Origin of the sequence: Ensifer sp. NM-2, assembly GCF_003024455.1 — a bacterium.
GTDB lineage: Bacteria > Pseudomonadota > Alphaproteobacteria > Rhizobiales > Rhizobiaceae > Ensifer > Ensifer canadensis.
In genome coordinates this window covers 91189-113841 of the sequence record NZ_PVZR01000012.1, presented here as the reverse complement: position 1 = coordinate 113841, position 22653 = coordinate 91189, and the positions used below count along the sequence as shown (strand labels likewise).

Annotated in this window: 16 protein-coding genes and 1 tRNA gene; 10 read left to right on the top strand and 7 right to left on the bottom strand. The window is 61.6% G+C overall.

Annotated elements, in window-relative coordinates; genetic code table 11:
- The first annotated feature begins 5 nt into the window (after positions 1–5).
- The 3 genes from C6558_RS22675 to C6558_RS22665 all read left to right on the top strand — a co-directional run bounded on the left by C6558_RS22675 (position 6) and on the right by C6558_RS22665 (position 3064).
- Complete coding sequence (locus C6558_RS22675; protein ID WP_025424808.1) at positions 6–1004, top strand: SPFH domain-containing protein; 999 nt, start codon at positions 6–8, stop codon at positions 1002–1004.
- 3 nt (positions 1005–1007) lie between these two features.
- On the top strand, positions 1008–1466 hold the full coding sequence (locus C6558_RS22670) for an NfeD family protein (RefSeq protein WP_025424809.1): 459 nt from the start codon (positions 1008–1010) through the stop codon (positions 1464–1466).
- Positions 1467–1618: 152 nt separating this feature from the next.
- Positions 1619–3064: an outer membrane beta-barrel protein gene (locus tag C6558_RS22665; protein WP_025424810.1), complete on the top strand. Its 1446-nt coding sequence runs from the start codon at positions 1619–1621 to the stop codon at positions 3062–3064.
- A gap of 114 nt (positions 3065–3178) precedes the next feature.
- On the opposite strand, the gene galU is transcribed toward C6558_RS22665, so the two are convergent.
- Positions 3179–4066: a UTP--glucose-1-phosphate uridylyltransferase GalU gene (gene galU, locus C6558_RS22660; RefSeq protein ID WP_025424811.1), complete on the bottom strand. Its 888-nt coding sequence runs from the start codon at positions 4064–4066 to the stop codon at positions 3179–3181.
- 394 nt (positions 4067–4460) lie between these two features.
- On the opposite strand from galU, the gene C6558_RS22655 reads away from it, so the two are divergent.
- On the top strand, positions 4461–5681 hold the full coding sequence (locus tag C6558_RS22655) for a lytic murein transglycosylase (RefSeq protein ID WP_025424812.1): 1221 nt from the start codon (positions 4461–4463) through the stop codon (positions 5679–5681).
- Positions 5682–5782: 101 nt separating this feature from the next.
- A complete protein-coding gene (locus C6558_RS22650) occupies positions 5783–7003 on the top strand; it encodes a DUF459 domain-containing protein (RefSeq protein ID WP_234907903.1) in 1221 nt (406 codons plus the stop codon).
- A gap of 217 nt (positions 7004–7220) precedes the next feature.
- On the opposite strand, the gene C6558_RS22645 is transcribed toward C6558_RS22650, so the two are convergent.
- Positions 7221–8678, bottom strand: a complete 1458-nt coding sequence (locus C6558_RS22645) for a glutamate synthase subunit beta (protein ID WP_025424814.1) — start codon at positions 8676–8678, stop codon at positions 7221–7223.
- Between the two features lie 104 nt (positions 8679–8782).
- Complete coding sequence (gltB, locus tag C6558_RS22640) at positions 8783–13507, bottom strand: glutamate synthase large subunit (protein ID WP_025424815.1); 4725 nt, start codon at positions 13505–13507, stop codon at positions 8783–8785.
- A gap of 557 nt (positions 13508–14064) precedes the next feature.
- On the opposite strand from gltB, the gene C6558_RS22635 reads away from it, so the two are divergent.
- Positions 14065–15111, top strand: coding sequence for a low specificity L-threonine aldolase (locus tag C6558_RS22635; RefSeq protein ID WP_057205649.1), 1047 nt, complete (start codon positions 14065–14067; stop codon positions 15109–15111).
- Between the two features lie 100 nt (positions 15112–15211).
- On the opposite strand, the gene C6558_RS22630 is transcribed toward C6558_RS22635, so the two are convergent.
- Positions 15212–16069, bottom strand: coding sequence for a LysR substrate-binding domain-containing protein (locus C6558_RS22630; RefSeq protein ID WP_057217950.1), 858 nt, complete (start codon positions 16067–16069; stop codon positions 15212–15214).
- Positions 16070–16164: 95 nt separating this feature from the next.
- On the opposite strand from C6558_RS22630, the gene C6558_RS22625 reads away from it, so the two are divergent.
- Positions 16165–17154: a bile acid:sodium symporter family protein gene (locus C6558_RS22625; protein WP_025424818.1), complete on the top strand. Its 990-nt coding sequence runs from the start codon at positions 16165–16167 to the stop codon at positions 17152–17154.
- A gap of 151 nt (positions 17155–17305) precedes the next feature.
- Here the strand turns inward: C6558_RS22625 and C6558_RS22620 are convergent, their stop codons facing one another.
- Complete coding sequence (locus C6558_RS22620) at positions 17306–17767, bottom strand: Hsp20 family protein (RefSeq protein ID WP_025424819.1); 462 nt, start codon at positions 17765–17767, stop codon at positions 17306–17308.
- Positions 17768–18161: 394 nt separating this feature from the next.
- Between C6558_RS22620 and C6558_RS22615 the strand changes: the two genes are divergently transcribed.
- Positions 18162–19127 carry an alpha/beta fold hydrolase gene (locus C6558_RS22615; RefSeq protein ID WP_057217952.1) on the top strand — a complete coding sequence of 322 codons (966 nt, stop codon included), beginning with the start codon at positions 18162–18164 and terminating at the stop codon, positions 19125–19127.
- A gap of 24 nt (positions 19128–19151) precedes the next feature.
- Here the strand turns inward: C6558_RS22615 and hisN are convergent, their stop codons facing one another.
- Positions 19152–19925: a histidinol-phosphatase gene (hisN, locus tag C6558_RS22610; protein ID WP_057205640.1), complete on the bottom strand. Its 774-nt coding sequence runs from the start codon at positions 19923–19925 to the stop codon at positions 19152–19154.
- Between the two features lie 419 nt (positions 19926–20344).
- Positions 20345–21226 (bottom strand): N-formylglutamate amidohydrolase, encoded by an 882-nt coding sequence (locus C6558_RS22605; protein ID WP_025424822.1) that lies wholly within the window; start codon positions 21224–21226, stop codon positions 20345–20347.
- A gap of 195 nt (positions 21227–21421) precedes the next feature.
- Here C6558_RS22605 and cpdR1 point away from each other — a divergent pair, with 195 nt between their 5' ends.
- Together cpdR1 and C6558_RS22595 are read left to right on the top strand one after the other, a co-directional pair.
- Entirely contained in the window at positions 21422–21784 is a 363-nt protein-coding gene (cpdR1, locus tag C6558_RS22600) for a response regulator CpdR1 (protein ID WP_025424823.1), read from the top strand.
- 272 nt (positions 21785–22056) lie between these two features.
- A tRNA-Val gene (locus C6558_RS22595) sits at positions 22057–22131 on the top strand.
- The last annotated feature ends 522 nt before the right edge of the window (positions 22132–22653 follow it).

Here is a 22653-nt window from a genome sequence, read left to right as displayed (position 1 = left end):
TGTCTTTGGGCGGATTTGATATTGCGGTCATCGCATTGGTGGTCTTGGTGATCTTTGTGATCATCACCATGGTCAAGACGGTGCCGCAGGGCTATCGCTATACGGTGGAGCGCTTCGGCCGCTACACCAAGACGATGGAACCGGGTCTCAACATCATCATTCCGTTCATCGACCGGATCGGCGCCAGGATGAACGTGATGGAGCAGGTCCTCGACGTTCCGACCCAGGAAGTCATCACCAAGGACAACGCCAGCGTGTCGGCCGATGCCGTCGCGTTCTACCAGGTGCTCAACGCCGCCCAGGCTGCCTACCAGGTGTCCGATCTTCAAAACGCCATTCTCAACCTGACCATGACCAACATCCGCTCGGTCATGGGGTCGATGGACCTCGACGAACTTTTGTCGAACCGCGACACCATCAACGACAAGCTGTTGCGCGTGGTCGATGACGCCGCCAACCCCTGGGGCATCAAGATCACCCGCGTCGAACTCAAGGACATCGCACCGCCGAAGGATCTCGTCGACGCCATGGCTCGGCAGATGAAGGCCGAGCGCGAGAAGCGCGCCCAGGTGCTGGAAGCGGAAGGGTCGAGAAACGCGCAGATCCTGCGTGCCGAAGGTGCCAAGCAGTCGGCCATCCTGCAGGCCGAAGGCCAGCGCGAGGCCGCCTTCCGCGACGCCGAGGCGCGCGAACGTCTGGCCGAGGCCGAGGCCAAAGCGACACAGATGGTGTCGGCGGCGATCGCTGCCGGTGACGTCCAGGCGATCAACTACTTCGTCGCCCAGAAATACACCGAAGCGCTTGCTGCGATCGGCACTGCCAACAACCAGAAGATCATACTGATGCCTATGGAAGCGTCCGCGCTGATCGGCTCGCTCGGCGGCATTGGCGCAATTGCCAGGGAAGTGTTCGGCGACAACCAGGCGCCAGCCCCCCGGCAGCGCCAATCGACGACACCGCGCACCGGCCCGGCGTCCGATCCGTTTGAACCTCAGGGACAATAGGCGATGGTCCAGCGCATCATCCTTGAACTCGGCCCCTGGAGCTGGTGGGTTCTCGGTCTTGCACTGCTGGCGGCCGAAGTCGTCGCACCCGGCGTTTTCCTCGTCTGGATCGCCATTGCCGCGCTCATCACCGGCGTTCTGTCGCTCTTGCTGTGGGACACTGTCGTCTGGGGCTGGCAGGTTCAGTTCGTCGTCTTCGCGCTTCTGTCCATCGTCGCCGTTCTCCTTGGGCGGCACTTCATCTCCTCGTCTTCCAGGGAGACGGACGAACCGCTGCTCAACCAACGGGCCCAAAGCCTCGTCGGCCGAACCGCCGTGCTTGAAAAGCCGATTGCCGAGGGCCACGGCCGCGTGCGTCTGGACGATACGATCTGGATCGTCGAGGGGCCCGATCTGCCCGCCGGTACGCGCGTTCGCATCGTTGCCAGCCACGGGCGCAACCTGACGGTCGAGAGCGCCTAAAGCGCCGCGACCGTTCAGATGCGCGTGCTGCGCTTTAAGCTCTTGTTTTTGCGCATGTCGTTAACGCGTTTTTGCCGTTTGGAAACGATTGGTTAACCACGCGGCTTTACGATTGCGAAAGGATTGCAATCAGGCTCGCGGACAAACGGCAGATGGTGCCAGACAACACTCGCTCGATCGGAAGAGACGCGCGGCGTTTGACGCTGGTGGCGTTGCTGCTGGCCGGCACCGCGATGGCCGCTCCGCTTTCGGCGCATGCCCAAACGGTGACGAACGCCGCCGTGCCGACGACCCCTGGCATCGTTGCCCCCGGCACAGCAACCGCAGCACCGGCGATCGCCGATCCGCAAACGACGGGCGCCGTCAGCACCGACGATCTGTCTCCGGCCTCGGACGAAGACCTCATCCGTCTCAACCGCCGCGAACCAACGATCGATGGATTGCGGACGCGAATAGAGCCGGAAGACGACCGCGCACCCGGCGTTCGCATCGGCACATTCACGCTGCGGCCGGAAATCGGCGAGACGATCAACCATGAATGGCGCAACAACGGCAACAACAACAAGCAGAACCGCGGTTATCTGGAAACCGGCATCCGCGGCACCCTGACGTCGGATTGGTCCCGCCACGAACTGACGGTTATCGGCGCTGGCGTGTTGCAGAACAACATCTCCGGCGAGGGCGAGGAAGAGCCTCGCGCTGACATCGACGCGGAACTGCGCCTCGATCTCTCAGATGAAACCGTTGCGCGTCTTCGGGCAGGCTACAGCTTCGACCGTGAGGACGCCGACGATCCGAACGCGATCTCGAATGCCAAGACACAATCGGGCGTCAACACCTATCGGCTCGGCGCTGCCATCGAGCGCGACTTCGGCCTCATCCGCGGATCGGTCGGGCTCGAATTCGAACGGCAGACCTATGGCGACGTCGAGCTGGAAAACGGCACGACGATGTCGGTCGAAGACCGAAACCGCAACAACGGAACCCTGACGGCGCGCGTCGGCTATGAAATGTCACCGGCACTGATCCCGTTCATCGAGGCCGCGGTCGGCGGGTCGATCTACGATCTTCGCCAGGACACGCTCGGCTTCGAGCGCTCCTACCAGAGCTACGCGACACGTGGCGGTCTGGAGGTCGACCTTGGCGAGAAGCTCTACGGCGAGATCGCCCTTGGCTACGAGACCTATCGTTTCGAAGATGACCGGCTCAGCGACGTCAGCGGCCTGTCCGTCGACGGCCGCCTCAACTGGTCGCCGCAACGCGGTACGGATGTGCTCTTCGGGCTATCGACCGGTCTCGACCCGTCGACGACAGCGGGCGTTTCCGGATCGATGGACTATGCCTTGACCAACATCATCACCCACGAGATGCGCTCCGATCTGGTTGCACGACTGTCCAACACCCTGATCATCCGCAAATATCCGTCAGACTCCAGTTCCCTCGACGAGACAACCTGGCGCACCGGCGCAGGCCTCACCTGGGATATGAACCGTTACCTCGCACTAATCGGCGATGTCAGCTATGAGCGCACCACGCCCGACGTCGGCGATACGACCGACATCACCCGCGTCGGCGTCGGTCTTGTGCTGCGGCGTTGAGTAAAAGCAGAGAGGCCGCCATGCATAAAGGCCGGGCGGCAATGCGCATTTCCATACAAAGAAAAAGGCCGCGCCCGTGGGGGACGCGGCCTTTTCGTTTCGGTTGAACCGGGATTACTTCAAGCTGCTCAAAAGCGCCTTCAGCGGGCCCTCCACGATCGGGCGGATATCGGCGCGCTCCAGCGCGAAGGCGACGTTGGCGAGGATGAAGCCATCCTTGGCGCCACAGTCGTAGGTCTCGCCGCGGAAATGATAGGCGGCGAACTGCTGGACCTCCGAAAGCTTCAGCATCCCGTCGGTCAACTGGATCTCGTTGCCGGCGCCACGCTCCTGTTTCTCCAGGATCGGGAAGATTTCCGGCTGCAGGATGTAGCGGCCGTTGATGAAGAAGTTCGACGGCGCCGTTCCCGGTGCGGGCTTCTCGACCATCTTGGTGATCTTGAAGCCGTCGCCGACCTTGTCGCCGACACCGACGATCCCGTATTTGTGGGCCTGGTCCGGTGCGCATTCCTCGACTGCTATGACGTTGCCGCCGCTCTGTTCGTAGAGCTCGACCATGCCCTTCAGGCAGCCCTTCTCGCCCTTCATGATCATGTCGGGCAGCAACAGCGCGAAAGGCTCGTTGCCGACCAGCTCGCGGGCGCACCACACGGCATGGCCAAGGCCGAGCGGCGCCTGCTGGCGGGTGAAGCTCGTCGTGCCGGCCTTCGGCAGAATGGTGTCGAGAAGCTCGATCTCGATCTTCTTGTTGCGCTCGCGCAGGGTCTGGTCGAGTTCGACCTGGATATCGAAATAGTCCTCGATCACGGCCTTGCTGCGGCCGGTGACAAAGATCAGGTGCTCGATACCAGCTTCCATCGCCTCGTCGACCACATATTGAATGACCGGCTTGTCCACCACCGTCAGCATTTCCTTCGGCACGGCCTTGGTGGCCGGCAGGAAACGCGTGCCCAGACCAGCGACCGGGAACACGGCTTTGCGGACTTTACGCTTGTCGGTCATCGGTACCTCCTTCATTCGGATTTCAATCCTGAGTGTTGCTGTTAAAATCCTTAAATCAAAATCAATTTAAGGAATCGTGCAGCGCTTTGCAGTGCGGCGGCAATCTCTACGCAACGATGTGAACGCACGCTGAACCGGGACGAAAAAAATGCAGATACGGACGGTACTCGCATTTTCTTCCACGGAAGACGCAATGGCCTTTTCATGGTAAAGGGTTTGTTGACCACGTTTCTGTAGATTCGCCTTAATCCGGCGCTGCATCGACTGCGGCCGGATCCGAGAACAGGAACCGCCGGCGGTCGCCGAACCGCAAGGCTGGCTCCAGACTGCCACCATGCGGAAATGTCCCGGCTATGACGGCTGAGGCTCCGCAGAGAAACGGAACCGACAGCTGATGATCAGAAACCGCAGGACGTTTTTCCGTCATATCGCAGCCGCCTTCGTCCTATCCGCCGTCGCGCTTGGCACCTCCCCCGCGCGCGCCGATGCCGGATTCCAGAATTGGATCAACAACTTCTATGCCACGGCTGCAAAGAGCGGCATCACCCAGGCGACCTATCGCAAGGCCTTTGCCGGCGTGAAGACACCCGACGCCACCGTGATCGAAAAGGCCAATTACCAGCCTGAGTTCAAGCACAAGATCTGGGAATACATCGATTCCCGCGTCAACCCCTACACCAAGCGCGTCGGCCAGGAGATGGCCGCCAAGCACGCCCGCACGCTGAATTCGATCGAAAAGCACTTCGGCGTCGACAAGACGATCCTGCTGGCGATCTGGTCGATGGAATCGAACTACGGCGCCGTTCTCGAAAAGGACGACCGCCTGCACTACGTGCCGCGGGCGCTCGCAACCCTTGCCTATGCCGATCCCAAGCGCGCGAAATTCGCCAAGACCCAGCTGATTGCCGCACTCAAGATCCTGCAGAGCGGCGACATCACCCCGCGCGAACTGACCGGCTCCTGGGCCGGCGCCATGGGACACACGCAATTCATCCCGACCAGCTATCTGCTCTACGCGGTCGACGCTGATGGTAACGGCCATCGTGACATCTGGAATTCGGTGCCCGACGCGCTTGCGACCGCCGCCAACCTTTTGAAGAAGAACGGCTGGCAAGCGGGCGAGACCTGGGGCTACGAAGTCGCACCACCGGCCAACGCCGCGAAATATTCCGGACAGACGAAGACGCTTGCCCAGTGGGCAGCACTCGGTTTCCTCCGCCCGAACGGCAAGGGCTTCCGCAACGGCAATTCGCGGGCCGAACTGAAGCTGCCGAGCGGCGGTAACGGTCCAGGCTTCCTGATGACCAAGAACTTCTTCGTCATCAAGCGCTACAACGCGTCGGACAGTTACGCGCTCGGCGTCGGTCTTCTTGCCGACCAGATCGCCGGTTATGCCGGAATGCAGCAGCGCTGGCCGCGACCGGACGGTTCGCTCGATATCAGCGAGAAGTTCGAATTGCAGAACCGCCTGAAGGAACTGGGTTATTACAGCGGCGAAGTCGACGGCAATTTCGGATCCGGCTCCAAGGCTGCGATCCAGGAGTTCCAATCGAAGAACGGCCTGGCGCCGGACGGCGAGCCGACACAACATCTGCTGCGCGCCCTGCGCAACTGACGCGCACGCCCGAAACGCGACGGCGGCCTTGCGGCCGCCGTCCGTTCGATGGATGATCAGATATGCATGCGAAAACCAAGGCCCGGATGACAGGGGGCGCAATGCCCTGGAGGACGGCGACGATGATCATCGCCGCAGCCGCGATGCTGTTCGTCGGCTTTGCCGCAAGTTATGCGGAAGCCCAGCAGAGGGTGCAGCGACGCAATCTCTTCCAGATGCTGTTCGGCGGCCTCACGCGCGAACGCCGCGTAATCGACGAGCGGTACGAGTTTCCGCAACAGCCGCGCCCGAGGCGCGCCCGCCAAAGCCAAACCCCGCAACGACAGAAGGCTCCGGGCCAGCAAAAGGCAAAGCCCGCCATTGCCGATGCGGCGCCGGTGCCGCAGCCGGTTGAAAAGGCGCCGGACTCCAAGAAGGTTCTGGTCGTCGGCGACTTCATGGCCGGCAGCCTCGGCGATGGCCTGAAGACCGCATTCGAGATGACGCCCGGCATCACCATCGAGACGCGCGCAAGCGGCTCGTCCGGGCTGGTGCGCGAGGACTATTTCAACTGGCCGGTGACGCTGCCGAGCTATGTGGGCGAGATCAAGCCTTCCGTCATCATCATCAGCCTCGGCGCCAACGATCGTCAGCAGATGCAGATCGGCAGCACCAAGGAAAAGTACCGCACCGATCTTTGGACCGAGGAATACCGCAAACGTGTCCATGCGCTAGCAGAGTTGGCACACAAGGAAAAACTGCCGGTCCTGTGGGTCGGCATGCCGCCGTTCCAGTCCGCCGCGATGACCGCCGACATGGTGACGTTCAACGGCATCTACCGCGAGGAAGTCGAAAAGGTCGGTGGCCAGTTCGTCGACATTTGGGACGGTTTCGTCGACGAAGGCGGCAAGTTCGTGCTGACCGGCTCCGACATCAACGGCCAGCAGGTTCGATTGCGCGGCGCCGACGGGATCAACCTGACCAAAGCCGGTAAACGCAAGCTCGCCTTCTACGTGGAAAAGGACATTCGCCGCCTGCTCGGGGATGCCGCGGCGACCGACAAGGACGTGCCGGGCGCCGATGGGCTGAAGGACCTTGTGGTTACCGCGCCGCTTGCCAACGAGGACATCGTCAAGACGCAGCCGATCGGCCTCACCGATCCGGATCTCGACGGCGCTGCAGCACTGCTCGGCGATGCCGCACCCAACAAGGGCACAGGCAAGAGCCCGCGCGACCGACTGGTCGACAAGGGGGATGTTGCCGCGGCACCTGCCGGCCGTGTCGACGATTTCCGCCTCGCCAAGCCTAGTACGGTCATCAGCAATCCGGTGATCCGGAACTAACACTTTTTCGAGCGGCTGCGTGCGACAACCATCGTCACGGCGATCGCTTCGCCTAGAGCGTTTCCGATTTGGACGGAAGCGCACAGATGCTCTATCTCTTTGTTTTTACGCATTTCCTGACGGAAAGCCGCTTCGCACTTTTCCTGGAAATTCCCTAAAGCAAAAGGGGCCCCACGATGAACCGGCGGAGCCCTTTTTGCACTTGGGAGCAATGATGTCAGCGCGGCAGGATCGACGATCCCATCAGCGCCTCGTCGATCGCGCGGGCCGCCTGGCGGCCTTCGCGGATCGCCCAGACGACGAGCGACTGGCCGCGGCGAACGTCGCCGGCCGTCCAGAACTTGTCGACCGAAGTCTTGTAGTCGCGGTCGTTGGCAACGACGTTGGTCGAGCCACGACGATCGGTGTTGAGCGTCAGCTTGTCGCCGAGATCCTTCAGTACGCTATCGGTGAACGGGCCGCTGAAGCCGATGGCGATGAAGGCGAGATCGGCCTTGATGATGAACTCCGTGCCGGCAATCGGCTTGCGGCGATCGTCCACCTGGCAGCACTTGACGCCGATGAGGTTGCCGTCCTCGTCGCCGACAAACTCCAACGTCGCGACCTGGAACTCGCGGATCGCGCCTTCGGCCTGGCTGGACGAGGTGCGCATCTTGGTCGCCCAGAACGGCCAGACGGCAAGCTTGTCTTCCTTTTCCGGCGGCTGCGGGCGGATGTCGAGCTGGGTGACCTTGACGGCACCCTGGCGGAAGGCCGTGCCGACGCAGTCGGAGGCGGTGTCGCCACCGCCGACGACGACGATGTGCTTGCCGCCGGCAAGGATAGGCGCTGACGGCCAGCCGGTGCTGTCGATGTTCTCACGCCCGACCCGGCGGTTCTGCTGCACGAGATAGGGCATGGCGTCATGCACGCCGGCGAATTCGACACCGGGGATGCCGGCATTGCGCGGCGTTTCGGAGCCGCCGCAATAGAGCACGGCATCGTGGCGATCGATCAGTTGCTCGGCCGGCAGGTCGACGCCGACATTGACGCCGCAATGGAAGGTGACGCCTTCGCCCTTCATCTGCTCGACGCGGCGATCAATGAAGTTCTTCTCCATCTTGAAGTCGGGGATGCCGTAGCGCAGCAGGCCGCCGGGCTTGCTCTCGCGCTCGTAGACGTGAACCTCGTGACCGGCGCGCGCCATCTGCTGGGCGGCGGCCATGCCGGCCGGACCCGAACCAATGACGGCGACCTTCTTGCCGGTCTTGGTAACAGCCGGCTGCGGCACGATGTAACCCATTTCATAGGCCTTGTCGGCGATCGCCTGCTCGACGGTCTTGATCGCGACCGGCGCATCCTCGAGGTTCAGCGTGCACGCTTCCTCGCACGGCGCGGGGCAGACGCGGCCGGTGAATTCCGGGAAGTTGTTGGTCGAATGCAGGTTGCGGATCGCCTCTTCCCAGTTGCCGTTGTAGACCAGATCGTTCCAGTCGGGGATCTGGTTGTGCACCGGACACCCGGTCGGCCCATGGCAGTAGGGGATGCCGCAATCCATGCAGCGTGCCGCCTGCTTCTGCACCTCCGGTTCCGACATCGGAATGGTGAATTCACGGAAATGGCGGATGCGGTCGGACGCCGGCTGGTACTTTGCCACTTGCCGGTCGATCTCGAGAAAACCAGTTACCTTACCCATCGTATCATCCTGATAGCTATGCGTCTGAACAGGCGCTTGAGACAAGCGCGCGTGATGAACCCCCGAACCCTTTTCGGAACCGGGAGCCCTTTTCACCGGGGCCTCTATTCGGCCGCCTCTGCCATTTTCATGCGTTCCATGTCTTCGAGCGCACGACGATATTCGACCGGCATGACCTTGCGGAATTTCGGCCGGTAGTCTGCCCAATGGTCGAGGATCGCCTTTGCCCGGGGCGAGCCCGTATGGTGCAGGTGGCTGGAGATCAGCTGATAGAGCCGCTCCTCGTCGTGGCGCGTCATATCGCCGGACACGTCGACCATGCCCTTGTGCATGATGTCGCCGCCGTGATGATGCAGCTTCTCGAGCATGTCGTCTTCTTCGGGCACCGGCTGCAGTTCGACCATCGCCATGTTGCAGCGGCGGGCGAAATCGCCTTCCTCGTCCAGCACATAGGCAACACCGCCGGACATGCCGGCCGCGAAGTTGCGGCCCGTCGCGCCGAGAACGACGACGACACCGCCGGTCATGTATTCGCAGCCGTGGTCGCCCACGCCTTCGACGACCGCAATGGCACCGGAATTGCGCACGGCGAAGCGTTCGCCGGCAACACCGTTGAAGTAGCATTCGCCGGAGATCGCGCCGTAAAGCACGGTGTTGCCGACGATGATCGAGTTTTCGGGCACGATTTTGGTGTTTTCAGGCGGCCGGACGATGATACGGCCACCGGAAAGCCCCTTGCCGACATAGTCGTTGCCGTCGCCCACCAGGTCGAAGGTGATGCCGCGCGCCAGGAAGGCGGCGAAGGATTGGCCCGCCGTACCCTTGAGGGTGACGTGGATCGTATCGTCCTTCAGGCCCTTGTGGCCCCAGCGCTTGGCAAGCACACCCGAAAGCATGGCGCCGGCCGACCGGTCGACGTTCTTGATCTTGGCTTCGAAGGCGACGGGCGCCTTGGTTTCCAAGGCGATCTTGGCCTTCTCGATCAGCGTTCGGTCGAGCACGTCGTCGATCGGGTGCTTCTGGCGGCTGGTCCAGTAGGTCTCCGCCTTCGGAGCGTCGACCTTGTGGAAGATCTTCGAGAAATCGAGACCGTTGGCCTTCCAGTGGGCGAGCGCGCCGTCCTTCTCCAAGAGTTCGGAAGCACCGATGATTTCATCGAGCCTGCGCACGCCGAGCGAGGCGAGGATCTCGCGCACTTCCTCTGCAACGAAGAAGAAGTAGTTGATGACGTGCTCGGCCGTGCCCTTGAAGCGCTTGCGCAGCACCGGATCCTGGGTCGCGACACCGACAGGACAGGTGTTGAGGTGGCACTTGCGCATCATGATGCAGCCGGCCGCAATCAGCGGCGCGGTGGCAAAACCGAACTCGTCGGCGCCGAGAAGCGCGCCGATGATCACGTCGCGGCCGGTCTTCAGGCCACCATCGACCTGAAGGGCAACGCGCGACCGAAGGCCGTTCAGCACCAGCGTCTGCTGAGTTTCGGCAAGGCCGATTTCCCAGGGGCTGCCGGCGTGTTTCAACGACGTCAGCGGCGATGCGCCGGTGCCGCCGTCGAAACCGGAAACGGTGATGTGGTCGGCGCGCGCCTTGGCGACACCGGCAGCAACCGTGCCGACGCCCACTTCCGAGACCAGCTTGACCGAAACATCGGCTTCAGGGTTGACGTTCTTCAGGTCGTAGATCAGCTGCGCCAGATCTTCGATCGAGTAGATGTCGTGGTGCGGCGGCGGCGAAATCAGGCCGACGCCCGGCGTCGAATGCCGGGTCTTGGCGACGGTCGCATCCACCTTATGGCCGGGCAGCTGCCCGCCCTCGCCGGGCTTGGCGCCCTGGGCCACCTTGATCTGCAGCATGTCGGCATTAACAAGATACTCGGTGGTCACGCCGAAGCGGCCGGAGGCGATCTGCTTGATCGCCGACCGTTCCGGGTTGGTCGAGCCATCGGGCAGCGGCAGGTAGCGGTCGCTTTCCTCGCCGCCTTCGCCGGTGTTCGACTTGCCGCCGATCCGGTTCATGGCGATTGCCAGCGTCGTATGCGCCTCGCGGCTGATCGAGCCGAAGGACATGGCGCCCGTCGAGAAGCGCTTGACGATGTCGGTGGCCGGCTCGACCTCGTCGACGGAGATCGGCTTGCGGCCGGCAGCCTCCGCACTCTTGACGGTGAACAGGCCACGGATCGTGTTCATCCTGAGCGCCGAGTTGTTCACCATCTCGGCAAATTCGCGATAGCGATCCTCTGCATTGCCGCGCACGGCATGCTGCAGCGAGGCGATCGCATCCGGCGTCCAGGCGTGGCTTTCGCCGCGCATGCGGTAGGCATATTCGCCACCGATATCGAGCGTGTTGGCAAGCACCGGATCGGCACCGAAGGCTGCCTTGTGGCGGGCGACGGTTTCGGCCGCGATCTCTTCAAGGCCGATGCCTTCGATCGTCGTCGCAGTCCCGAAGAAGAACTGGTCGACCAGCTTCGACGACAGGCCGACAGCATCGAAGATCTGCGCGCCGCAATAGGACTGGTAGGTCGAGATGCCCATCTTGGACATCACCTTGAGGATGCCCTTACCCACCGCCTTGATATAGCGGTAGACCACTTCGCTGCCGTCGACTTCCTTGGGGAAATCGCCGCGCTTGTGCATGTCGGTCAGCGTATCGAAGGCAAGATACGGGTTGATCGCTTCGGCGCCGTAGCCGGCGAGCAGGCAGAAGTGATGCACTTCACGCGGTTCGCCGGATTCCAGCACGATGCCGACCGAGGTGCGCAGGCCCTTGCGGATCAGGTGGTGGTGCACGGCGGCCGTTGCCAGCAGCGCCGGGATCGCGACGCGGTCCGGACCGACCTGGCGGTCGGAAAGCACGATGATGTTGTAGCCACCCTTGACCGCCGCTTCCGCACGTTCGCAGAGGCGATCGAGCATTTCCGGCATGCCTTCGGCATCGCGCGAAATGTCGTAGGTGAAGTCGAGCGTCTTGGTGTCGAACCGGTCCTCGGTATGGCCGATCGAGCGGATCTTTTCCAGATCGCCGTTGGTCAGGATCGGCTGGCGCACTTCCAGCCGCTTGGCATGCGCCATGCCGGCATGATCGAGCAGGTTCGGGCGCGGGCCGATGAACGAGACGAGGCTCATCACCAGCTCTTCGCGGATCGGGTCGATCGGCGGGTTGGTGACCTGCGCGAAGTTCTGCTTGAAGTAGGTATAGAGCAGCTTGCGCTTGTCGGACATTGCCGAGATCGGCGTGTCGGTGCCCATCGAGCCGATGGCTTCCTGGCCGGTGGTGGCCATTGGCGACATCAGGATCTTGGTGTCTTCGAGCGTGTAGCCGAAGGCCTGCTGGCGGTCGATCAGGGAAACGTCGCGGCGCAGCGCACGCGGCTCGACCGGCTTCAACTCTTCGAGGATGAGCTGGGTATCGTCGAGCCACTTGCGGTAAGGATGCTTGTCGGCGAGCGAAGACTTCACCTCCTCGTCGGAGATGATGCGACCCTGCTCCATGTCGATGAGCAGCATCTTGCCCGGCTGCAGGCGCCACTTCTTGACGATCTTTTCTTCGTCGACCGGAAGCACGCCGGCTTCAGACGCGAGGATGACGCGATCATCAGATGTGACGATATAGCGGGCCGGACGCAGACCGTTGCGGTCGAGCGTCGCGCCGATCTGGCGGCCGTCGGTGAAGGCCACGGCTGCCGGTCCGTCCCACGGCTCCATCAGCGCTGCGTGGTATTCGTAGAACGCCTTGCGCTCGGGCGACATCAGCTGGTTGCCGGCCCAGGCTTCGGGGATCAGCATCATCACCGCATGCGAAAGCGAGTAACCGCCCTGCACCAGGAATTCGAGCGCGTTGTCGAAACAGGCGGTGTCCGACTGACCCTCGTAGGAGATCGGCCAGAGCTTGGAGATGTCGTCGCCGAAGAGCGGCGAGGACACGGAAGCCTGGCGCGCCGCCATCCAGTTGACGTTGCCGCGCAGCGTGTTGATTTCGCCGTTGTGGGCGACCATGCGATAGGGGTGCGCGAGCTTCCAGGACGGAAACGTGTTGGTCGAGAAGCGCTGGTGAACCAGGGCGACGGCCGACTGGAAGCGCTCGTCCTCCAGGTCCTTGTAGTAGGCGCCGACCTGATAGGCCAGGAACATGCCCTTGTAGACGATCGTCTGCGTCGACAGCGACACGACGTAGAAGCCGAGATCGCCGCCTTCCGCTTCCGCATAGATGCGGTTGGAGATCACCTTGCGCAGCGTGAACAGGCGACGCTCGAATTCGGCGTTGGTCGCGGCATCGCGGCCGGCACCGATGAACACCTGCACATGGTGCGGTTCGGTCGCAGCGATATCAGGAGCCTTGGAAAGCGACGAATTGTCGACCGGCACGTCGCGGAAGCCAAGCACGTGCTGGCCTTCCTCGGCGACCACTTCGCTGATCACGTCCTTGAAATGGGCAATCAGCTTTTCGTCGCGCGGCATGAAGAGGTAGCCGACGCCATATTCGCCGGCCTTCGGCAGGGTAACGCCCTGCTTGGCCATTTCCTCGCGGAAGAAGCGGTCGGGGATCTGCACGAGGATGCCAGCGCCGTCACCCATCAGCGGGTCGGCGCCGACGGCACCGCGGTGCGTCAGGTTTTCGAGCATGAAGAGGCCGTCGCGCACGATCTGGTGCGACTTCTCACCCTTCAGATGCGCGACGAAGCCGACGCCGCAGGCATCGTGTTCGTTGCGCGGATCATAGAGACCCTGTTTTCGCGGCAGGCCGGACGGGAATGTGGGCGTTTTTTCAGCCGTCGCAACAGTGTGTGCGAGGTTGAGCCCAGATTGCTGTGATGGCGTGTGATCCGTCATCGTCTTCCCTCCTGTTGAACCCGGCATGTCCGGGCATACCTGCGCCCGCGCATGGCTTCTCGTCGCACGCATTCACGTGCCGCCAAAGCCGGGGCATTCATCGTCTCATGATCCTGATCAGGTCGCAAATAATGCACGGCATCATCAGGCATTGATGTCAGTGACCATCCTGATGGCAGGCGTTAACAACCGGATGAAATCCGGCGGATCCCCCTGCGCCACACGCCGATTGCCGATTTTTTGGGCACTTGCGGCGATTGTTCCGGTCCCTAGACCGAAATAGGACAGCAAGACTGTCCTATTTCATGCGCTCTATGCCAGAAACCGCCCCCCTCCGCAAGGGGCATATGAGCAAATAATAGAAGGGATTTTGCCGAACATTGCCGAAAATTTCCCGGTTTTATAATTTAATTACGACAAACGGACGTTTTCTTCATTTTGGTTTCAAACTGGTATCCTGTTGGCCTCCATAGCAGCGACCGTGATTGATCCGGCCGGCAGGTGGGTTATGGTCGCCCGAACGACGTCGATATGACCGTGAAACAGGACGATATGTGATGATTTTTTCCTCTGACAACTGGGCTGGCGCCCACCCTGCCATCGCCCAGAGCCTCGTGACCCATGCCGACGGCTACGCCTCCGCCTACGGCACCAGTGAGCTCGACCGGAAGGTGGAGAGGAAACTGTCGGAGGTTTTCGAGCGCGATGTCGCAGTCTTCTTCGTCGGCACGGGAACGGCCGCCAATTCGCTGGCGCTCGCCAGCACCAGCCGCGCCGGCGGCGTCGCGTTCTGCCACCGCGAAGCGCACGTGACGGCCGACGAGTGCGGCGCTCCGGAATTCTTCACCCATGGATCGAGGTTGAAGCCCGTCGACGGCAAACATGGCAAGATGGACGCATCGCGCCTTGAGGCGGAAATTCGCCGCTACCCGCTCGACAATGTCCATGGCGGTCAGCCGATGGCGGTCACGCTGACGCAAGCGACCGAAAGCGGCACCGTCTACGCACTCGATGAGATCGAGGCGATTGCCGCGGTCGCCAATGCACACAAGCTGCCGCTGCACATGGACGGCGCCCGCTTTGCCAATGCGCTGGTCAGCCTCGATGCCACACCGGCCGAGATGACCTGGAAGCGTGGCGTCGATCTCGTTTCCTTCGGCGGCACGAAGAACGGCTGCTGGTGCGCCGAGGCCCTTGTCCTCTTTGATCTTTCGAAGGCGCACGAGATGCATTTCCTGCGCAAGCGCTCGGCTCAGTTGTTCTCGAAATCGCGCTTCGTCTCGGCCCAGTTCGACGCCTACCTCGAAGGCGGTCTCTGGCTCGACCTCGCCCGGCATTCCAACGCCATGGCCCGGCGTCTTGCCAACGGCATCGCCGCTTCGCGCAACAGCCGGCTCGGTTGGCCGGTCGAAGCCAACGAGGTCTTCGTCATCCTGAAAAAGGACGTGGCGACGAAACTGCAGGAGCAAGGCGCCGTTTTCTACGACTGGCCGGTTCCGCACGAACTCGCCGGAAGCCTCGCGGCCGACGAGGGCCTCTATCGCCTGGTGACGAGCTTTGCGACCAAGATGGACGACGTCGATCGCTTCGTCGCAGCCTGCTGAGGCGACTGCATAATTCCTTGGATCAGGATAGATCCGAGGAGAAAATTATGCAGCAAATTCAAAGAGCCACAATACCGCGTGCCACGCGCGGTGTTGTGGCTCACGCCTGGCCCTGTAACGTCCTCACCTTCGACAAAATCTCGGTCGAGAGCGCCGCGATCAGCTTCTGGTCGGCGCCCTTGCTGGGAACCAGTACGAACTCGACATCCTCCAGCGGCGGCAAGGTGCCGGTGGGTATTTCCCGCAGGCCCTGCGGCGCCATACTGCGCGGCTGGACGAGCACGCCCATGCCCGCTTGGGCGGCGGCCGTCAGCCCGCTGAGGCTGCCGCAGGTGCAGACGATCCGCCATGGCAGCCGATGCCGGTCGAGCACCTCGAGCGCCACGCTGCGCGTGATGCTCGGCGGCGGAAAGGCGATCAACGGCAGCACCCTGTCACGCTTCACACGCTCGGGATCACGCGCCAACCAGACCAGCGGCTCGCGATAGACCAGTTCGCCGCGCGGATCGCCCAGCCGCCGCTTTGCCAGCACCAGATCGATCTCGCCACCATCCTGCATATGGTAGAGCACGCCGCTGAGTGCTACCGTCAATTCGAGCTCCACCGACGGATGGGCGCGAACGAAATCTTCGAGCACGCCCGGCAACCGGCTGGTGACGAAATCCTCCGACATGCCCAGCCGTAATCGTCCGCGCAGACTGCTTTCGGCAAACAGCGCCTTGACCTCGTCGTCGATCGCCAGCATCGAACGCGCATGGGCAAGCAGGGCCTGACCATCCGTCGTCAACGAGACCCGGTGCGTGTCGCGGGCAACGAGCTTGCGCCCGAGCGACGCCTCAAGCCTTTGAATATGTTGACTGACCGTCGACTGGCCAAGCGCCAGTCTCTCGGCCGCGAGGGTGAAGCTGCCCATCTGTTCGAGCGCAACGAAGCTGCGCAGTTGCACGAGGTCGAGCATGCATTATCCAATTTCGCGATAACTGTTATTCCTTGCATCCTGCTTCATAATGACATTTCTCGGCAAGACGTTTCTCAATCGAGCCAGTGACAGACATGGGCCGCTATCTTCCCGACACCTTCACCCTGCTCCTGCTTCTCACCGTGCTTCTGGCATCGATGCTGCCGATCCATGGCGAGGCGACGGCCTGGTTCGCCATGGCAACGAAGGTGGCGGTCGGCCTGGTCTTCTTCCTGCATGGCGCAAGATTGTCGCGCGATGTCGTCGTCGCCGGCTTCCTGCATTGGCGGCTGCATCTGGCGATCCTGGCATCGACCTTCGTGCTGTTCCCGCTGATCGGCCTCGTCGTCGGCTTCGTACCGTCATCGGTCCTGCCGCCGGCGCTCTATACCGGCATCCTCTTCCTCTGCGTCCTGCCCTCGACCGTGCAATCGTCGATCGCCTTCACGTCGGTTGCCGGCGGCAATGTCCCGGCAGCAATCTGCTCAGCGTCCGCCTCCAACATCTTCGGCATGTTCCTGACGCCGCTTCTCGTCGGTCTCCTATTTTCCGCCGGCGGCCATGGCGGTGTGTCGCTGGATGCCCTTGAGCAGATCCTGCTGCAGCTGCTGGCACCGTTCATCGCCGGTCAATTGTTGCAGCCGTGGATCGGCGGCTGGATCCGGGCGCGCAAGGGCCTGCTTGCGCCCGTCGACCGCGGTTCGATCCTCATGGTCGTCTATCTGGCCTTCAGCCAGGCCGTCACATCGGGGCTATGGCAGACCTTTTCGCTTGCCGATCTCGGGGTGCTGGTCGCGATCGAGATCGTCATGCTGGCGCTGGTACTCGCCGTCACCATGTTCGGCAGCCGCCTCTTCGGTTTCAACCGCGCCGACGAGATCGCCATTACCTTCTGCGGCTCGAAGAAGAGCCTTGCGAGCGGCATCCCGATGGCAAGCGCCATCTTCGCCGGCCAGAACATCGGTGCGATCGTGCTGCCGGTCATGCTCTTCCACCAGATCCAGCTGATGGCCTGCGCGGTGATTGCCCAGCGTTACGCCGCCCGCAAAGAGCTGGACGCCATCGCCGAACCCGTCCGCCCCTAAAGCAATTCCAGGAAAAGTGTGAAACGGTTTTCCGTCCGGCATTGCGTTATTTCAATGATCTAGAACCTGTCCGGGAAGACGCGAAAACAACGATCCCAAAAAAAGGCGGCGTCCTTTCGGGCGCCGCCTCTTCAAGCTTGGGAGGGAGGGATTAGAGGTTCTGGGCCTCGATCTGCTTCGGCTGCGATGCGACCGACGTAATGTCGATCCGGCGCGGCTTGGCTGCTTCCGGGATCTCGCGGGTGAGGTCGATGTGCAGCAGGCCATTCTTCAGCGAAGCGGACTTGATCTCCACATGGTCGGCAAGCTGGAAGCGACGTTCGAAGGCGCGCTTGGCAATACCGCGATGCAGGAACTGGTTTTCTTCGGCCTTGTCCTCGCTCTTTTCGCCCTTGATTGTCAGCGTATGTTCGCGCGCTTCGATCGACAGTTCGGTTTCGTCGAAGCCGGCAACCGCCATGGTGATGCGGTAGGCGTTTTCGCCGGTGCGCTCGATGTTATAGGGCGGATAGGTCTGAGCCTGGTCAGGCTGGCCGAGGCTGTCGAGCATCGTGAAGAGGCGGTCGAAGCCGACGGTGGAGCGATAGAGGGGGGAAAAATCAACGTGACGCATGGTGTCCTCCTGGGAGCAACTGTTTGCGATGTCTGGTCTGCCACCCCATCCAGGCAGCGGCGCGACCGGTGAACGGACCCGTTATCGGCGTCCGTGAGCAAGAGATGGGAATGCGATTTCGTCAGTTCAAGGCATGCCGCCTCAAGATTCCCAAGAGGTGAATGGCGGATGAATGACAGGTTCGGCCGTGGTTCAGATCAGGGGCGTTACAAAGGCCACACTGGGAGGAAATCTCCTGGGGCTGAAGTGACATGTCCCTTCCCCTTCAGCGGCCGGAAACGGTGATCGTCCGGATTTCACCCACCGTTTCCGGCTTTTTTCTTTGACGGCGCCAAGCCCGCCGCCTATCCCTGATGATACCGATCAACGCGTCTTCAGCCTGGTTTCGTCCGTCATGACCACGATCCTCCGCTCCACACCGGATAATCCGTTACCGGACAATCACGTGGCGGGCTTCTTCGATGGAGCCGGTGGCCGCAAGATCCGCTACGCCATCTTCAAGACCAGGACGCCGGTTGCGCGCGGCACCGTGGTGCTGCTGCAGGGCCGCAACGAATCGATCGAGAAATACTTCGAGACCATCGCCGAACTCAACGCCGCCGGCCTCTGGGTCGCAACCTTCGACTGGCGCGGCCAGGCGGGCTCGGAGCGGCTCTTGCCCGAGGCCGGGCGCGGCCATGTCGAGCGCTTCTCCTATTACGAGCGCGATCTGACCACCTTCCTCGAACAGATCGTGCTGCCGGATACCCGGCTGCCGTTTTCGATTGTCGCCCACTCCATGGGCGCGCTGGTCGCGCTGTCGCTCGCGCCCATGCTTTCGAGCCGCATTGATCGCCTGGTGGTGCTTGCCCCCTTTGTCGGCCTCGGTGGCCAGATAATTGGCGAACGCAGCATCGCCAGCATGGCAACGGTGATGCGCTGGGTCGGTCTCGGGCGGCTGCCATTGCATGCCGACAAAGGCAATCGCCCCTTTGAAAACAACGTGCTGACCGCCGACCGCCGGCGCTTTGCGCGCAACCTGGCCTTGACCGAAGCCTATCCGGAATTGCGACTTGGGCCGCCGTCGGCGCGCTGGTTGACCGAAGCGTTTCGTGCAATGCGCCGCGTCGCCCGACGGGAACATCTGACCCGCATCACCCTGCCGACGATCATCCTGGCGCCGACAGCAGACCGGCTGGTGCCGCATGTCGCCGTCGAGTGGCTGGCGCGCAATTTCCGCGCCGCCCACATGATCCCGATCGACGGTGCGCGCCACGAACTGCTGCACGAGGCCGATCGTTATCGCGCCCAGGCCATGGCGGCCATTCTTGCTTTCGTCATTCCCGATAAGGACGACAAGGACGAAGGCGAAGCGGCCTGAGACAATTCAGTCTTTTGAGAAAATTCAGCCTTTGAGAATTTCCAGCGCCTGCGCATGCAGTTCGGCGCTGCCGGCAGCGATGACTTCGCCACCCATTTCCGCCGGGCCGCCCTGCCAGTTGGTGACGATGCCGCCAGCCTGCTCGATCAACGGGATAAGGCCGCCGACGTCATAGGGCTTGAGCCCGCACTCGATGACCAGGTCGACATGACCGGCCGCAAGCAGCGCGAAGGCATAGCAATCACAACCGTAGCGGAACAGCCGCACCTTGTCCTGCAGCGCCTCGAAGCGGGTCTTGTTGTCGCCGGTGTAGAGATGCGGCGAGGTCGTAAACAGCACGGCATCTGAAAGCGCGTCGCAAGTGCGGGTCGACAGCACCTTGTCGCCGTCGGGTCCACGGTAGAGCGCCTGCTTGCCGTCGGCAAAGAAGCGTTCGCCGGTAAATGGCTGATCCATCAGGCCCATCACCGCATCGCCGTTGCGATAAAGACCGATCAGCGTGCCCCAGACCGGCAGGCCGGAGATGAAGGCGCGCGTGCCATCGATCGGATCGATCACCCAGACATATTCGCGATCGAGCCCGACATTGCCATGCTCCTCGCCGAGGATACCGTGACCGGGGAAATTCTCCTCGATCAGAGCGCGGATCGCGGCCTCAGCCGACTGATCGGCCTCGGTCACCGGATCGAAACCGCCCTCGAGCTTGTTGACGACGCTCGTGCCGATGCGAAAGCGCGGCAAGGTTTCCGCCTTGGCGGCATCGGCGAGACGATCGAAAAAGGAGCGGTCGGGCAGCATGTCACTCTCTTTAGGGAAAGAAGCAGGAAGGTCCAATCTGCATAGACGAAATCTGCAGAAAGGCAAACGGCCAAGCGACCGGCTGTCAGCGATCCAAGACGGTGGGCCGTTCCGATCGTTTCAGCGCCGTCGATCCGGTGAAATTCCTTTGCCGCACTGCAAAAGTTTTCACTCTCTCAACTTGACAATTGTGCAGTGCAATATTAGGGTTTTTGTGCAGTCACTTGTGACTGTAAATACCCTCCTTGGGTGTTTCCTCCCTAGACTTAACCGCGCCACCGGCGCGGTTCTTTTTGAGGTCTACTACAGCGCCGCGCGGCTTATTGGACGCGCAAAGGTCGCTGTAGCGCTTTGAATTGCTGCATGTTTTTATCCTTAAATCGAATAGGATTTAAGGAACATGCCATAGGGAACCGACGCTACTCCGCAGCAAGCGGCAGATAGGCGCCATAATCCTCGACATGACGCGCGAGCGACGCGATGAAGCTGGTGAGATCGGCGACCAGCGCGCCGAAACCGGGCTTGCGGACCAGCGTCGTCTCATCGACATAGAGCCCGCGATTGATCTCGATCTGCAGCGCATGCAGGCCGCGGCTCGGTCGGCCGTAATGTTCGGTGATGAAACCGCCGGCATAGGGCTTGTTGCGCGCGACGGTATAGCCGAGCTCAGCCAACAGATCGACGGCCATCCTCGACAGTTCCGCCGCGGCACTGGTGCCGTAACGATCGCCGATGATGAAGTCCGGCCGCTGGGCGCTGCCCGGCAGATGCACATTGCCGGGCATCGAGTGGCAATCGATCAAGACCGACAGGCCGAACTGGACATGCGTGCGGGCGATGAGCTTGCGCAAGGTGGCGTGGTAGGGCTTGTAGATCGTCTCGATGCGCGCCAGCGCGTCTTCGACGGGGAAGCGGCCGCGATAGATTTCCATGTTCTCGGCGACAAGCCGCGGCACGGTTCCAAGGCCGCCTGCCACCCGCATCGAACTGATATTGGCATGCGGCGGCACCGGCCCGTCGAACATGCGCGGGTCGAGTTCGTAAGGCTCGCGGTTGACGTCGAGGAAGGCCCGCGGGAAATGCGCCAGCAGCATCGGCGCGCCGAGGAACGTCGCGTTCTGGAACAGCTCGTCGACATAGTGATCTTCGGAACGACGGATCGCCAGCGCATCGAGGCGGGACTGATCGAGAAAGGCCTGTGGATAAGAGCGGCCGCTATGCGGCGAGTTGAATACGAAGGGAATCCGCTGACTTGCAGGTTCCAGAACCTCAAACAGCTCCCTCTCCGTCATCTCCCCCATCGGAACCCTTTTTACCATGTGCGGTTCTTGCTGTTGCCATCATGTTGCCAGTTGGTCGGCTCTGTGTCCATAGTGCGCCCACTCCGGTTTCTGGGGAGTTGACGCGTCGCGTTCACGAGATATTTACCCCGTTGCGGTTTGGATAGAACGCCGCAATCCATACGCAATGAATAAAGAGAAGCAACGGCCGAGTTCATGACTGTGAAAATCCTTCTTGCCGAAGACGACAACGATATGCGCCGCTTCCTTGTGAAGGCGCTCGAAAAGGCTGGCTACAAGGTCATGTCCTATGACAACGGCGCCAGCGCCTACGACCGCCTTCGCGAAGAGCCCTTCTCGCTTCTCCTGACCGATATCGTCATGCCCGAGATGGACGGCATCGAGCTTGCCCGTCGGGCGACCGAACTCGATCCGGATCTCAAGGTGATGTTTATCACCGGCTTTGCCGCGGTCGCGCTGAACCCGGATTCGAAAGCTCCGAAGGACGCCAAGGTCCTGTCGAAGCCCTTCCACCTTCGCGACCTGGTCGACGAGGTCAACAAGATGCTGGCCGCCTGAGGCCAGACATTTTTTCCACAGCTGCCGCCGCCGTCCGTGACACTTGGACCGGATCGGCGCAGACTTCAGATCGACCGCCGCGATCCACAGGGATCTCCGGCGGTCTTTTTATTTCAGTGACTTACGCGCAAAGCCCGGAAATTCGGACTTCCGGCAAGCCGCCACAGGCGGCAGACGATGACGGAAAACCGCCAGCAAAATTTCAGTCAAAAAACCTTCGAAAACCCTATTGACGCGAGAGCGGGTTCTATGGTCTATGCGCCTCATCGGATGGGCGTGTAGCTCAGCGGGAGAGCACTACGTTGACATCGTAGGGGTCACAGGTTCAATCCCTGTCACGCCCACCATCCAAGTTTCTGATAAAAAGGGCTTTCGGGAAACCGGAAGCCCTTTTTACGTTTTGCTTCCAAGGTTCATCGAACCTGCGGCCGATGACGCCTAAGCGCGATATTGGAGAGGATCAGAACAGCATGGGACGATCCGTGCCGGATCATCGGCACACTGCGGATTGCGCTAAATGGAAAGCGGCATGAATCGCTACTCGTTTACCTTGACGCAAAATCGCAAAGATTGCAGTATTCAATAGGATACAACTTAATTTCAAGCAGCGTTACGTTGTTGCACACACACTACAGCGGCAGGATATACACCAACATTTTCAAATCCTTCCGACGCAGCCACGCGCAAAATCGGCCTCGCCCTTCGTGATCAGGACTATGGGCAGTCTGATCGAAAACAGTGCTCGACAAGACCTTCGGGTCTTGCCTTGCGCCTGTTTCCTTCCATCCGATCCCATGGTCCTGAACAGAGTGGATGAATTTAACAGGCCCTGACCCTTGCCATCGAATTTGTGAAACCAACGGCACGCA